Genomic DNA, 15,042 nt, shown 5'->3' with positions numbered 1-15,042 from the left:
CATCAACAAAATGGCAATATTAAGTAAAGAAGAAGCACAGGCGATCCTGAAAAAGGCACTGGCTTATTCAAAGGCTGATGAGTGTGAACTTACACTTACCGGCAACGTGGGCGGAAACATCCGCTACGCAAACAACGAAGTATCTACCAGCGGCACCGAAGAAAATGTGGCCCTTTCCGTAGAATCACGATTTGGGAAACGCTCTGGTGTAGCCACCATCAACGAGTTCGACGATAAATCGCTGGAAAAAGTGATCCGCCGTTCGGAAGAAATAGCCAAACTAGCACCGGAAAGCCCGGAATATGTACCGATGCTGGGCGCCCAAAAGTATATCACAACCAAAGAGCTTTTCGATTCTACAGCTAAAATAGACCCTGCTTACCGTGCCGATGCTGCCGCAAAAAGTATAGCTGCCGCTACTGCCAAAGATTTGGAAGCAGCCGGTTTCCTGGAGCATTACACCAGCTTTCTGGCGAAGATGAACTCGAAAGGGCTGGTTGCTTACCACCCGTCTACGGAAGTTGATTTTTCGGTAACGATGCGTACCAAAGATGGAACAGGCTCTGGTTATGTAACCCAGGACTTTAGTGATGTAAGCAAGCTTGATACAGGAAAAGCATCTGCTATTGCTGCTAAAAAAGCCGCTGACTCGCGTAACGCCAAAGCATTAGAGCCAGGCAAGTATACCGTTATCCTGGAGCCTGCTGCTTCCATCGACCTTTTGCAGGGTATGTTCCGTGGCCTTGACCAGCGGGGCGCCGAAGAAGGGCGTAGCTTCCTGAGCAAAGCCGGCGGCAAAACCAAACTAGGCGAAAAACTGGTTGATGAACGCATAACTGTATACTCTGACCCATCCAACCCAGAAATTCCGGGTGCTCCTTTTGCAGGCGATGGCCGCCCACGCGAAAAAACAACCTGGATAGAAAAGGGCGTTGTGAAAAACCTTTCGAACTCGCTTTACTGGGCTCAGAAAACCGGCGCTAAATCTGTACCGGGCGGTGGTGGCATGATCATGGAAGGCGGCAACCAATCTGTCGAAGATATGATCAAGAGCACTAAAAGAGGCATATTGGTGACGCGCCTGTGGTATATCCGTTCTGTGGATCCGCAAACGCTGCTTTACACGGGCCTTACCCGCGACGGAACTTTCTACATCGAGAATGGCAAAATCATGTACCCGGTTAAAAACTTCCGTTTCAACGAAAGTCCGATCATTATGCTGAATAACTTGGAAGCGCTGGGCAAACCACAACGCATCAGCGGCAACCTGATTCCGCCAATGAAAGTGCGCGACTTTACGTTCACCAGTTTATCGGATGCCGTGTAGTTTAGCTTAATTTATAGTTTGAATGCCGCATGCAGCTTTTGTGTGCGGCATTCATTTTAAAGCGTGTAAATAATTAACCCGTAACGCAGCAAGCATTCATAACTCAATAAATGCCTCCTTTTACCTTCGTACGTTTACAATACCGCTCCGGCAACTGGGATACCGACCCGCGTATGCCTACCAACCTGCTGCATTCTTTAATAGAGTACACTACTGTTAAAGTTACGGAGCAGGAAAAAGTGGTTTCGCTGGAAAGTGCCGAGCTGTTTAATTACCCGTTCAGTTACCTGAGCGGGCACAAGCTGGTGCAGTTCAACAAAAAAGAGCGCAGCAATTTTGAGATGTATGTGCGTAACGGCGGCTTTGTGTTTGTGGATGATTGCAACCACGATGTGGACGGCCTTTTTGCGCGGTCATTTGAGGAAGAGATGCGACAGATTTTCGGACAGAACGCGCTGAAGAAGATCCCCAACAACCACAAACTCTACAAAAGCTTTTTCACGTTTGAGGATGGCCCGCCGACTACAAGCTTTGAGCTGAACGGCTGGGGCGATGACCTGGTGCACGATTACCTGAAAGCCATCGAAATAAACGGCCGCATAGCGGTGCTCTACAGCAACAAAGATTACGGCTGCGAATGGGACTACGATTTCCGGAACAAACGCTGGCTGGCAGAGGATAATACCAAATTCGGCGTCAATATTATTATGTATGCGCTTACGAGTTGAGAAAGGATTATAATTATAGGATAACCAAGTGCCGTAAAGACTTCCTCACAAAGTATAATATTTATACTTGCTACGAAGCGACAGTCTTAGCCAGGTGCACTAATGACGATTTTTTGTTTGAGCGTTCAGCGAGTTCAAAATCGTCTTGATTCTTTTGCTTACTTTTCTCATCAAGGAGAAAAGTAAGGCCTAGCCGGCGAGGCGAAAAACCCAACTATGAAACTTATACTTTAAGAGTTGGAAAGGCAGTACCTACGCCAGCAAAGTATAAACGAAGGCTTAAACAGACAGTCATAAAGTATAAAATGACAGAACAAGACATACAACACCTGCTCAGCAAACTACCAAAGCTGAAACAGGAAATACAGAAAGTAATTGTTGGCCAGGAAGAAGTGCTCGACGAAGTACTGATCATACTTTTGGCAGGTGGCCACGGTTTGCTGGAAGGCGTACCCGGGCTGGCAAAAACCTTACTGGTACGTACGTTGGCCAGCGCTATGGATCTGGGATTCCGGAGAATTCAGTTCACGCCCGATCTGATGCCAACCGACATTCTGGGCACCGAAGTGCTGGAAGAAGACCATGTAACAGGTAAGCGCTTTTTCAAATTTAACGAAGGGCCGATCTTCTCGAACATCGTGCTGGCCGACGAAATAAACCGGACGCCGCCCAAAACGCAGGCAGCGTTGCTCGAGGCCATGCAGGAGCACGAGGTAACGTACGCCGGTAAAACCTATTCGCTGCCGAAACCATTTTTTTTGCTCGCAACCCAGAACCCGATCGAGCAGGCTGGCACCTACCCGCTACCCGAAGCGCAACTCGACCGCTTTCTCTTATACATCAAAATACGCTACCCCAACGAGCAGGAAGAACTGGCAATCCTTACCAATACAACCGGCACCCGGCAGGCACACATACAACCGAGCTTAACCGGCGAAGAAGTTATGCTGCTGCGCCAGCTTGTACGCGAAGTAAGTATAAACAACGAGCTAATGGCCTACGTGAATAACCTGGTACGCGCTACCCGCCCCGAAACGACTTCCGTGGAGTTTGTAAAGACCTACTGCCGCTGGGGGGCTGGCCCTCGTGCCGGGCAGGCACTTATACTTACCGCCAAAGCGCGGGCTTTGCTGCATGGCCGTTTCGCGGTAACGCAGGAAGATATCCGGGAAATGGCTTACCCCGTTTTGCGCCATCGTGTGCTGGTAAACTTTAACGCCGAAGCCGAACGCATCACCCCGGACAGGGTAGTGGACGAGCTGCTGCAAAGTATAAAACTGACCAAAGCGGTGCTGGCCTAAGTATAACATCAAGCTCAAATTATAGCTATACTTTTACAGTTAATCCGGAACCAGATGGAAGAGATCGTACATGCAAAACTGACCGAGACCGGAACGCAGCTTTTAAGAAAGATTGTGGGCGAAAGGCTGTGTTATTTCTTTACGGATAGTATAAAAGTAGACGCCACCGGCAACCATGTTTCGTATTGGGCTCCGGAATTTGCACTTGGCCTGAAAACCAACCGCGGCGACCTTACTTTCATCAACATCAGCGCCGATTACAGGCTTTCGTCCGGTTCATCCATTACCTATTACGAATTCGCCATCGAAGAAAGCAGAATGCCGCTCCGCAAAGAAAAGCTGCTGCAATCAGGGCAATATTCTGAATTAAAGGTACTGTCATCGCAGGTGCTTTTGATAGAAGTGTACCAGGACTTGAGCCAGGAAGCCGGCGAAACCATACACTACGACGCAGCCCTTGTGCTTTACACCGACACTCGGAAGTATATGCTGAAAGTGCGCGAAGAGTTAATTGGCGGTGTGGATGTTATACTGGATGATGCCACTATAGAAGCAGAGTTGGTTGATTTGAAACTGAGACAGAGCTTAGTGTAGCAATCTCTTTTATTTTTCTGTTATTCATAAGCATCTAAAATGGAATACTATAAAGGATTTATACTTATAGTTATTGCTATTCTGATTACCATCAGTTCGAATGCAGGAAGTTGCCCAGGACAAAAATGGGCAAATTGGAGTATAGCAACAGTTCAAAATGAAATAAAGGACAGCGAAGTAATTTTCCTCAGTGAAGTCATAGCCTCCGATGGCTTTAACTATAGCATGAAGGTGATAGACATTTTTAAAGGAAAGGTTGAAGCTGATACTATATTCGGATCATACAAGCACAAATGTTATTTGGCCCCAAAAGAAGGGATGTGGATTGTTTACTCAAAGCTTGAAAATACTCCCAAAGGATTACAGTTAAAGGATTTGAGCAGTCTTTCCAGAAGCTTATCACATCCTTTATCCAATAATATACCCGAATACCCAGCTCCCCCAACTTCAGAGGTTAGAGCAGATAGTGCTGCGATGGTTGAATACCACGAGAAGCTTGATGAGTTTATATTGGAAAAAGAAAGGGAAATGCTACCTGTATTCCTAAAAAATTGGACGTGTGAATATGCCATGCTTTTAGCTTACAGAAGAAATGAGAGCAATCCGGTAGCATCACAGCCTTCTAGTAGTAATGCCATATCTTACATCGCACTAGGCTTTGCATTCTTAGCTTTAGTTATTGCTTTTAAAAGAAAGAAAAAGTAATTACCCTATGTACATCTTAAACTTCAAACTTTAGGAAATATACTTAACTAAAAAATTATATAACATAAAGGAACCCTTGAGCACCCACAAATTTATCGACCCTAAGGTACTGGCTACCATAAAAGACCTGCCGCTGCTGGCTAAAACAGTGGTGGAAGGCTTTTTGGCGGGCCAGAACCAGAGTCTGCGGCGTGGTGCTGGGTTGGAGTTCAGCCAATACCGCAGCTACCAACCCGGCGACGATCTGCGCCAATTAGACTGGAAAATGTTTGCCCGCTCCGACCGCTATTACATCCGCGAAGCCGAAGTTGATACCAATATTACTGTTCGGTTTATACTGGATGGCAGCGCCTCCATGGCCCACGAAGATGCGAATGGCATCAGCAAAATGGACTATGCGCGGTTTTTAGTGGCTTCCCTGGCGTACTTAGCAACAACACAAGGCGATGAAACAGGGCTTTATATATTACAGCAGGACCAACTCATCAACCTGACGCCGCGCTCCGATAACATGCACCTGCAACGCTTCTGGCACCAACTGGCGGCGGTGCAACCTAAAGGCAAATTTCCGGATGTAAACACGGCTGCCAACTTATTCGCGAACCGCAGGCAAAAGGAGCTGACTGTTTTCCTGACGGATTTGTACGAAGACGAAGCTGAAATTTCGAACCTGTTGTTTAAACTGGGCGCACAACGGCATGAACTGTTGCTTTTCCATCTGATGAGCCGCAACGAGTTGGACTTTGATTTCGGAAGCACGCTTACTTTTGAAGATCTGGAAACGAACCGAACACTACAGGTGAACACGGCGTCGCAGCGCCAGACGTACCTGGAGCAACTGCAAAACTGGCTGCAGCAAACTGAACGCAACATGCGCCACCGTCAGATAAACTATGACCTTTTCACAACCGACGAGCCGTTGGACAAAGCACTTCGCACGTTCCTGCAGAAGCGTTTGCTCTATAGTTAAACCCGAAAAACGATGAAAGACAACTTCTCCGGACACGCCGCTGATTACGCCAAATTCAGGCCATCGTACCCACGCGAGCTGATCGCGCACCTGGTAAGTATCGCACCGGCGCACCACTTGGCCTGGGATTGTGCCACCGGTAACGGGCAGGTTGCCGTTATGCTTTCAGAATATTTCGGTCAGGTAATCGGTACGGATATCAGCGAAAACCAATTGAAGAATGCCACGCAGCACCCCAATATACTTTATAAAACCGAACAGGCCGAAAATGCTTCTTTCGAGGATAATTCAGTTGATTTGGTAGTGGTGGCGCAGGCGGTTCATTGGTTTAATTTTGATTTGTTTTATGCAGAAGCAAAGCGTGTGCTTAAGCCCGGTGGCGTCATCGCCATACTTGGTTACGGCCTCCTGAAAACGCAACCCAAGCTAGATGAGGTAATCCATATGCTATACGATGGCCTGCTTTCCGGTTATTGGGACCCGGAGCGCCGCTACCTCGACGAAAATTACCAGACCATTCCGTTCCCATTTGAGGAGTTGAATGCACCGCATTTCGAGATGACTTATACCTGGCGTTTCGAGGAACTGGTTGGGTATCTGAACACCTGGTCGGCGGTGAAACATTACGAAAAAGCCAACGGTCAGAATCCGCTCGAACTGCTACACGACGAACTAAAAGCAACCTGGGGCGACGAACAAACCACAGAAATCCGTTTCGAAGTGCTCACCCGGATCGGCAAAGTATAAACCTTAACTTTCAACTTTATAACTTTCTACCTATCAGTGTCTTTCCTTTCTCCTTACTGGCTTTTTGCAGCGTCGGCTATACTTATTCCGATTGCGATACACTTATGGAATAAACGCCAGGGCAAAACCGTGAGAATTGGTAGCCTGCGCTGGATCGAAGAATCGGCGAGCAGCCGGTTGAACAGTATAAAACTAACACAGGTTGGCTTACTGTTGCTACGTTGCGTTATACTTTTGCTGTTGGCAGCAGCATTGGCCGAGCCGGTCTGGATGCAGCTCGACCCGAAAAAAGTGAGCAAAAAAGCAGTGGTGGTAAGTCCTGAATTGCTTTACACAGCAGCCCTCCAAAGGATAAAACCTGCTATTGATACACTAGTGAAACAGGGATTTACACTGCATACTTATACGCCGGGAATGCAGGAAATTACACCGGAAAAATGGCAACAACTAAGTATAAATCCTGCTGATTCAAGTATAAACCAACCGCAGAATTACTGGCGTTTGCTACCGCTGCTTTCCGAAAAGTATAACCAGCCGCAGGACAGCGTGATCCTTTTTACTTCTGATCAGCAGCGTTTTTTTGCCGGAACAAAACCCGCCAGCTTACCCGAAAACATTACCTGGATACCGGTAGCCACCGAAACCGAAACTACCTGGCTGCAAACCGCCACGCAGCTAAACGCTGATAGTTTGTTGCTGCTAATCGGCCACAGCTCCCGTGATAACATCACATACAGTAGCCAGCGCACCACGCTCGCAAACAAAAGTATAAGCAGCAATGGAAAGCAGCTCAATTTTAACCTTTCAGGTGATTATATACAGTTGATTAATGACCAGGATACGAGCCAAGTTATACTTCAGAAAGCGCCGTTTCAGGTAGCCATACTTTCCGGAAAAAGCCAACAGCCTGAAGTTATATACATCAAAGCGGCACTTAACGCCATCAGCAGCTACACAGGTTTGCCCATCAGCCTAACAGAAACTGCTACAGCCGATTCTTCAGCCAATTTTATTTTCTGGTTGCGAAGCGATGCTTTACCCGAACGTATAAAAGAAGGTAGAAACGTGTGGTTGCAGGCTGTTGCAAAACCAACGGCTGTTAAAACCAGTGTTACGCTCAATACCATGCCTGTAAAAATCCATCAGGTAAGTCAGGCTGCACTTGCACCAAACGAAAGTATAAAATGGCGTACTGCAACCGGTGAGGCACTGCTTACAAAACAGGAGAACGTCTATTATTTTTGGAGCGGTTTTGCGCCGCAATGGAGCGATCTGGGGCAAAGCGCACAGCTACCGGAATTGCTGCTGCCGGTTCTGTTTCCGCAACCCGATTTTACAAAGTATGATGTGCGCGCATCCGCAGAAAACCAGTTTATGCCAACCGCCAGAACACCGCTGCAGGCAAGTATAAATTCAGACGCGAAACAGCAAAACCTGCTGCCGTGGTTTGTACTGGCTGCGTTTATGTTGTTTTTAGTTGAACGATTTTTAGCCATCCGGCGCACTACATAACGGCTATGGAAACAGAAAAAAGCATTTCTATTTTAGAGCAGGTACGGCGGCAATATGTGCAGGCAAAAATGCGGCTTTACGCTATGCAGGCTCTGGCGCTTTTGCTGGTTGGTGTGGCGATACTTTACCGGTTTCAATTTGAGAACTGGCTGCTAGTGGGAGTGGCTGCCGGCCTTATACTTTTGGCTTTTTTATACTTTATATTTCGGTGGCAGCACAGCAACAAAACAACGCTGCAACAGGTAGCCAGCCACCTCAACCGCAATTACCCGCAACTCGAAGACAGCTCCGCTTTACTTTTACGCCCTGCCACCGAACTTAACCTGCTCGAAAAGCTGCAGCAGCGCAAAGTGGCTACCGCGCTTCAAAAACTTCATCCAGAGCAGGAAAAGGTATTTTATGTAAAACCAGCAACATCGGGTATTTTGCTGGCTGCCGGTACGTTGCTGGCCTTGCTTATCGTGCTGCTGCCAGCGGCGGCTGTTACGACTGCTACCCAACCATCAGAAGAAGTAAAAATCGATTTCCCGAATGCGCCAGTTGCGGCTTCGGATACGATCGTGAAAATTGAGAAAATAGACATTACCGTTACGCCGCCTTCTTACACCGGCAAAGCTGCTTATACGGTCAGCCAGCCTAACCTGCGCGTGGAACAAGGCGCTACTATTACCTGGCGCATCCACACAAACAAACCTGCCAAACAACTCCAGCTTGTCCTGAACGAGAACACTATTTCGCCTTTTAAAAGGCAACAGGAAGTTTATACTTTGTCTAAAGCTTTTACCGAACCGGCTCTGTACAACCTGCGCCTGAACGGAGAAAACTCTGCTTTTTATACGTTGGAAATCATTCCGGACGAAGCTCCTACTATTGTTATACAGAAACCGGAACAGTACACGGAGATTCTTTTTGGCGATCCGCAGCGGGTAAATTTACAGGCCACTATTTCGGATGATTACGGCATCCGCGAAGCAAACCTGGTAGCCACCGTAGCCAAAGGAACCGGCGAGGCAGTTAAGTTCAGGGAAGAAAAGATCAGCCTGGGTTTTAGCGGCACCAAACGCAGCTTTCATGCAAACCAAACCCTCGACCTGAAAAAACTGGGCATGACCTACGGCGACGAACTCTACTTTTACATTCAGGCCCATGACAACCACCGGGGCTACACCCGCTCCGAAACATACTTTGTGCAGATAGAAGATACGGCTGTAGTAGATAACAATTTTGATATGAGTATGGGCGTAAACCCGGTACCGGAATATTTCAGGAGCCAGCGCCAGATCATCATCGACACCGAAAAACTGATAGCAGAACAAAAAAACATCAGCAGAACCACTTTTGAGCAACGCTCCAACAACATCGGCGCCGACCAGAAACTGCTGCGTTTGCGCTACGGTAAATTTTTAGGCGAGGAATCGGAGAGCGGTATTGGTCCGGGTGGCGGTATTCCGGCAGGCGAGGAGCATTCCGCAGGCGATGGCCACGACCATCCGGAGTTCGAGAACAGCAACGACCCGCAGGCTTTGCTGGACCCTTACATGCACAAACACGACCAGGAAGGCGAAGCCACTATTTTTGAACCTGCCGTGAAAGCAAAACTGAAAGGAGCGCTGGCACAGATGTGGGAAGCTGAACTACGACTGCGTACGCACAAACCTAAAGAAGCCTTGCCATTCGAGTACAAAGCCCTGCGCTTACTGAAACAGGTGCAACAGAGCTCGCGTGCTTATGTGGCTAAAACCGGTTTCGACGCGCCGCCTCTTAAAGAACCCGAAAAACGCTTGACCGGCGACCTGAGTAAAATTACGGCACCATCGGAAAAGCAAAGTATAAAGTCCGAAACCAACCTGCCCCATACCCGCGCCGCTTTAAACTGGCTAGAGAACTACAAACACAAGAACACTTACGTAGCTGCCGATAGCCGCATACTAGAGAAAGCCGGTCAGGAGATGGCGCAACAGGCTTTTGCAAAACCGGGCCGCTACTTACAGGCGTTGCAGGACCTGCGCACCTTAATTTCCGACATCAACCAAAACAAACCGCTGTGCCGAAACTGCCTTGTAAAAGTTGAGAGCGCCTGGGCCGAATTATTACCACCAGCCTCGCAAACGCCACAAAAAGCAAACACCGCCAGAGGCAAACTTGGCTACGAGTATTTAAAAGAATTGCAGAAAAGAGCCGATTAAAACAGGCTATACGACCCATTTATTTTGATGACCATACTTGCTGACTCTACATACTTCCCCTGGCTTTTAGGCATTGCTGCCACACTGCTGCTGGTTGCCCTGGCGTGGCGCAGACCCAACCCCAACCGACGCGTTTGGCGGGTGCTGGCAAGTATACTAGCTGGTATAAGCCTGGTGTTGCTGATATTTCCACCATCCATCCGGAAAACGATCAACCCGAGCACAGCCATACTTTTAACACCCAATTTTAATGCTGATACGCTGGCTGCTTTACTCGATACTTCGGTTGCAGCTCCACAGCTTTTCAGTTATAAAACCGAAGCTGATGAGGCTACAGCCATACCGCATCTTTATACTTTAAAACAGCAATACCCGGCTTTGCAAACGTTGCACGTACTGGGCGAAGGTTTGGAACAGGAAGAACTGCAATTATTGGAAAGTATAAATCTGATTCCGCATGTAGCCAATAAAGCTGAAGGAATAAAAACTATTAGCTGGCCGGAAAAAGTAAAGCTGGGCGAACGTGTAGTTGTAACCGGAAAGTATAAAGCTACCAAACCTACCCGTTTATACTTGCAGGCAGCCGGTCGCGTACGCGATTCCCTCCAAGTAAAACCTGACAGCACCTATACTTTTGCGCTGAGCTACACACCCAAACAGGAAGGCCGTTTCACGTACCAGTTACTGGCAAAAACAGATGAGAAGCAGGATACATTAGGCCAGATTCCGGTGCAGGTGCAGCCTGTTAAGCCAATTAGTATACTTATACTTGCCTCGTTTCCGCAGTTCGAATTCAAGTTCCTGAAAAACCATTTAGGGCAATTACAGCATAAAGTGGCGCTTCGGAGCACCGTTAGCAAGGGCATTAACCAAAGCGAGTGGGTAAACTTGCCCGAAACCAATCTCAGCAGCATCACACCTAAATTGCTGCAAACTTTTGATGTGGTGATTACCGAACCGCAGGCGCTGCAAAGTATGAATGCCACCGAACGAAGGGCGTTGCAACAGGCCGTTACAGAAAATGGGCTGGGCGTACTCACCATTGCTTCCGAACCAGCTACGAACCGCAACACCACATTTTTCACTAGTTTCCGGGCACAACGGCTCTCGCAACAGGATACCCGTACGGCAGACGCTACCTGGACAGGTACCGGAGAAGCTTCGATTTCAGTCGCGCCGTATTCGCTTATTCCGACAACGGCAGTAACAAGTTTAGTAACGGAAAAGGGAAACAATTTGCTGGCTGGCTTTAAGAAAGCGGGCTGGGGGAAAGTAGGGTTCAGTTTTGCACCGCAGACGTTTCCGTGGCAACTGGAAGGCAAGGAAGCCGTTTATGCACGCTACTGGGCGCATGTCATTTCAGAAATAGCCAAACCGGAAACCAACGAAAGCTTCTGGCAAATACGATCTCCGCAGGTCCCATTAGTTAACAAAGCTGTAACGCTCCAACTCACCGATTATACTTTAGCTGATGCCACTGCAAAGGTGCAGGTTTTTAGCTTGAAAGATTCTTTGAAAGCAGACTTATCGCTGGCTCAAGTACCCTTGCAACCCGAGCAATTTACCGGCACTTTCTGGCCGCAGCAAACCGGCTGGCACGTTATCCAGGCTCCTGAAAAAGCGCTTTATTACTTTTTTGTACAAGACACCTCCGACTGGCACTTTGCAACTTCGGAAGCTAAGCGCGAAGCGACCCTGGCTTTTGCCAGCAGCCAAGGCATAAAACCAACGCAGGCAAGTATAGCTTACCAGGAAGAGCAGGTTTCGATCCTCTGGTTCTTTATCCTGTTTGTACTCAGCAGCGGTTACCTGTGGCTGGAAGAAAAGTTATAAGTAGCGCTGATGTCTGCTTTACGTTTTTAACGCGAAGCACTATGCCCTTGCTGCGTGTTTTCACCAGCAAGCGCCTGTTGGCTAATATAGTTGTTGGTGAAAACACCAACAACGGCTGGAAACCAGAAACGCCTGCATTACTTTAAAAGTATGCAGGCGTTTTTGGTTTATGCTTCAGTGTTATTTCAGGATCTTAAATTCGGTGCGGCGGTTTTCCTGGTGCTGGTCTTCGGAGCACGAAACGCCATCTTTACATTTGTTGATCAGCTTCGTTTCGCCGTAGCCTTTTGCCTCCATCCGGTCGCGGTCGATGCCCTTGGAAATAATATAATCTACTGCCGACTGCGCTCTTAACTGCGAAAGCATTTCGTTGTAGCGGTTCGTCTGGCGGCTATCTGTGTGCGAACTCAGTTCAATCCTGATCTTCGGGTTATCTTTCAGAGTTTGCACCAGTTTGTCCAGTTCTACGGCTGCCTGTGGTGTTATGTCTGCTTTATCGAGGTCGTAGTAAATGTTATCCAGCACGATCGGTTTGTTAGGGGTATCACGGTTAAAGATCATCTCCACTTTCACAGAATCCGTATTGAAACGGCAGTCCGGGGTCATGCTTACCGTCTGGGTCAGGTATTTCGGTTTTGAGCCTCTGATGGTGTAGTTGGTTCCTGCCTTCACTACAAATGCAAAATTACCGTTCTTGTCAGAATGCGTTTCCAGCGGTACATCGCTTCCTTCTTCAAACAACTGCAGCAGCACGCGGTCTATCGCTACTTCTTTTCTTCTGCTGGTTCCTGCTATCGGTAATCTTTCTACGGTGCGCCCCGTGAGCGTGCATGGTATTTTGGTTTCCTTGAACGTGAAGATATCGTCAAACTCATTATCGCGCCCCGAAGATAACAAGCCGTTTTTGCCGGTCTTATCCATCAGAATACCGAAATCATCCTGAGACGTATTAATCGGGTATTTTAGGTTCGCGACTTTCGTCCAGGCAGTTACCGGGCCAACTGCTTTAAAGATATCCAGACCACCCAGCCCCATGTGCCCATCCGAAGAAAAGTATAAAACACCGTCTTCGCCTATACTTGGGAAGCTCTCGCGGCCGGCCGTATTTACTACTTTACCTGCATTTACGGGTTGCCCCCACGAGCCATCCGGCTGGCGCTGGCAGTAATAAATATCTGTTTCGCCGAGGCCGCCGGGCATATCCGAAGCAAAGTATAAAAACTTGCCATCCTTGGTTACAGCCGGGTGACCGATCGAATATTCTTCTGTGTTGTTGTACTTGAACGGTTTCACATCGCCCCATTTTTCACCTTTACGCTCTGCGGTATACAAGCCTAACCGGTTGATACGTCCGCCGCCTGTTGCGCCTTTAAACCAATTGGTAGGGTCTGCGTTTACTTTGCCTACCCGGCTTTTTACCATGTGGGTTCTGGTAAAGTATAAAACATGGTCCTGCTCCAGAAAAGCGGCTGGGCCGTTGTGGTAAGCTGTATTGATCGAGTTTGGCAACGGTGCAGGCGCACTCCACGACGTATCGGTGAGGGCTTTGGCAAAGTACATTTGCACATATCCGTTTCCGGTCCAGCCGTAGCGTTTTGCTTCTTCGTTGCGGGTGCCGGTTAACCTGTCGGAGGCAAAAAGTAGCCCTTCTTTTATTTTGATCGGGCTGAAATCTGCTCCATCCGAATTGATCGTGCTGTTCTTTTGTAACGCTATGGGAGTCGGGCCTTGCATCCAGGCAAGCGCTGTATCGCAGGAGGCGGCCATCCGAAGGGCCATACTTGCCTGCGTAGGTACTTTGCGGCCATACTCTTCAAACAGCTGTTTTGCTTTCAGGTAATTACCATTACGCTTCGCCGATTCAGCATACAGGAAAATATTCGCCAGATCCGAATCCGGAAAACTAACAGCCTGCGCATACCAGAATTCGGCTTCCCTGCTGTTGTTCATGATGCGGTACGAATCTGCAATGCGTTGCACTACCGTTAAACTTGGTTCTCCGCTTTCCAACACTTTTTTGTAGGCTTCCAGGGCAAGCGGAAACTCAAAATTATTGAAATGCTTATCCGCCTGCTTCATATCCTGCGCAAATGCCCCTGATGGCAAAGCAAAAACGGCCGCCAGCAGTAATAAGAAAAGCATGCATGTTGTTTTCATTTGTATTATAGGTTTCGGGGTGTGATGATGCGGCCATACCTCATTTTATAGAACATATAACCGACAGACACCTCATGGCTTGCGTAATTATTCAGTTTTGATAAACTCAGGTCATAGGCATAACCTATGCGGAGCCTGGGTGTGGCATATACCTGCGCGATCAAAGCAACCGCATTGCGTTTTGCCAGTTGTTTCATGTCGTAATCCGTGAAAACCGGTACTGCCGTGCGGTACGATGCCCCAACCCATAAACGATCATACATTAATAAAAAGGCATTCAGGTCTAAATTCGCAGGGCTCTTAAAGTCTTCTTTAATCAGAAGACTAGGCTTCAGGCGCAGGTTCCTGTTCAGGTCAAACGTATAGCCCATGGATAAAAAGTAGTGTCTCCTTGGCGTGGTGATCAATAAATTGTCGCTTTTAAAAGGAATCAGATTGGCTGCGGTAAGCCCGGCATAATAACGCTCGGTATTTAAGAAGAGGCCAACTTTTGCATCCGGCAATATACTTACTTCGCGCCCCGGTGGCAAAGCCTGGTCAGGTATTGTATTTCCTGTGTTCAGTTTATTTCCATCCAGCACATACTGCGATACGCCACCAGCTAACCCAAGGGCCAGCTTTGTTTCGCGGCTAAGGCTAATGCGCGCCGAAATATTAGCATAAGCACCTGTCTGGCTTTGTGCCCCGATCCGATCATTTATCAGGTGGGCACCCCAGCCAATATTTGTGTTTTGTGTAGCACCGTCTATACTTAGAGATTGTGTTGTCGGGGCGCCTTCCAAACCAACCCACTGGCTGCGGTGTGTTAGGTTGATGTTGAGTACTTCTTTACTTCCTGCGTACGCCGGATTGATCACGAGTTCATTAAAAATGTACTGTGAGTATTGGGGCGCCTGCTGGGCTGAAACTGCATTTGCCAACAGTAAACCACCAAACAGGAATAAAAGCTTTTGAATTAAGTTTGATTTACGTGCCATCGCTT

General features: G+C 48.0%; 12 protein-coding genes. 10 read left to right on the top strand and 2 right to left on the bottom strand.

What is annotated here, in order from left to right; genetic code table 11:
* Window positions 1-10 precede the first annotated feature (10 nt).
* The 10 genes from DP923_RS04785 (at window position 11) to DP923_RS04740 (ending at window position 11,903) form a co-directional block, all read left to right on the top strand.
* Complete coding sequence (locus DP923_RS04785; RefSeq protein ID WP_112304637.1) at window positions 11-1,327, top strand: TldD/PmbA family protein; 1,317 nt, start codon at window positions 11-13, stop codon at window positions 1,325-1,327.
* A gap of 110 nt (window positions 1,328-1,437) precedes the next feature.
* Window positions 1,438-2,055 (top strand): DUF4159 domain-containing protein, encoded by a 618-nt coding sequence (locus DP923_RS04780; RefSeq protein WP_112304636.1) that lies wholly within the window; start codon window positions 1,438-1,440, stop codon window positions 2,053-2,055.
* 305 nt (window positions 2,056-2,360) lie between these two features.
* The gene (locus DP923_RS04775; protein WP_112304635.1) at window positions 2,361-3,356 is read left to right on the top strand and encodes an AAA family ATPase; all 996 of its coding nucleotides are present in this window, start codon (window positions 2,361-2,363) and stop codon (window positions 3,354-3,356) included.
* 54 nt (window positions 3,357-3,410) lie between these two features.
* Window positions 3,411-3,950 (top strand): hypothetical protein, encoded by a 540-nt coding sequence (locus DP923_RS04770; RefSeq protein ID WP_112304634.1) that lies wholly within the window; start codon window positions 3,411-3,413, stop codon window positions 3,948-3,950.
* A 39-nt stretch (window positions 3,951-3,989) separates the two neighbouring features.
* Window positions 3,990-4,655, top strand: coding sequence for a hypothetical protein (locus DP923_RS04765; protein ID WP_112304633.1), 666 nt, complete (start codon window positions 3,990-3,992; stop codon window positions 4,653-4,655).
* A 76-nt stretch (window positions 4,656-4,731) separates the two neighbouring features.
* Window positions 4,732-5,625, top strand: coding sequence for a DUF58 domain-containing protein (locus DP923_RS04760; protein ID WP_112304632.1), 894 nt, complete (start codon window positions 4,732-4,734; stop codon window positions 5,623-5,625).
* Between the two features lie 12 nt (window positions 5,626-5,637).
* Window positions 5,638-6,372 carry a class I SAM-dependent methyltransferase gene (locus DP923_RS04755; RefSeq protein WP_112304631.1) on the top strand — a complete coding sequence of 245 codons (735 nt, stop codon included), beginning with the start codon at window positions 5,638-5,640 and terminating at the stop codon, window positions 6,370-6,372.
* Between the two features lie 36 nt (window positions 6,373-6,408).
* Window positions 6,409-7,884 (top strand): BatA domain-containing protein, encoded by a 1,476-nt coding sequence (locus DP923_RS04750; RefSeq protein WP_165838145.1) that lies wholly within the window; start codon window positions 6,409-6,411, stop codon window positions 7,882-7,884.
* Between the two features lie 5 nt (window positions 7,885-7,889).
* Window positions 7,890-10,070 (top strand): DUF4175 family protein, encoded by a 2,181-nt coding sequence (locus tag DP923_RS04745; RefSeq protein WP_112304629.1) that lies wholly within the window; start codon window positions 7,890-7,892, stop codon window positions 10,068-10,070.
* A gap of 27 nt (window positions 10,071-10,097) precedes the next feature.
* Window positions 10,098-11,903 carry a hypothetical protein gene (locus tag DP923_RS04740; protein ID WP_112304628.1) on the top strand — a complete coding sequence of 602 codons (1,806 nt, stop codon included), beginning with the start codon at window positions 10,098-10,100 and terminating at the stop codon, window positions 11,901-11,903.
* A gap of 180 nt (window positions 11,904-12,083) precedes the next feature.
* Here DP923_RS04740 and DP923_RS04735 read toward each other — a convergent pair whose 3' ends face one another.
* A complete protein-coding gene (locus DP923_RS04735; RefSeq protein ID WP_239020937.1) occupies window positions 12,084-14,060 on the bottom strand; it encodes an OmpA family protein in 1,977 nt (658 codons plus the stop codon).
* A gap of 5 nt (window positions 14,061-14,065) precedes the next feature.
* Window positions 14,066-15,037 (bottom strand): PorP/SprF family type IX secretion system membrane protein, encoded by a 972-nt coding sequence (locus DP923_RS04730; RefSeq protein ID WP_112304626.1) that lies wholly within the window; start codon window positions 15,035-15,037, stop codon window positions 14,066-14,068.
* Window positions 15,038-15,042: the final 5 nt, after the last annotated feature.

Origin of the sequence: Pontibacter arcticus (assembly GCF_003284895.1) — a bacterium.
Taxonomy (GTDB): Bacteria; Bacteroidota; Bacteroidia; order Cytophagales; family Hymenobacteraceae; genus Pontibacter; species Pontibacter arcticus.
The sequence above is the reverse complement of the archived record's forward strand: the minus strand, read 5'-3'. Positions and strand labels throughout refer to the sequence as shown.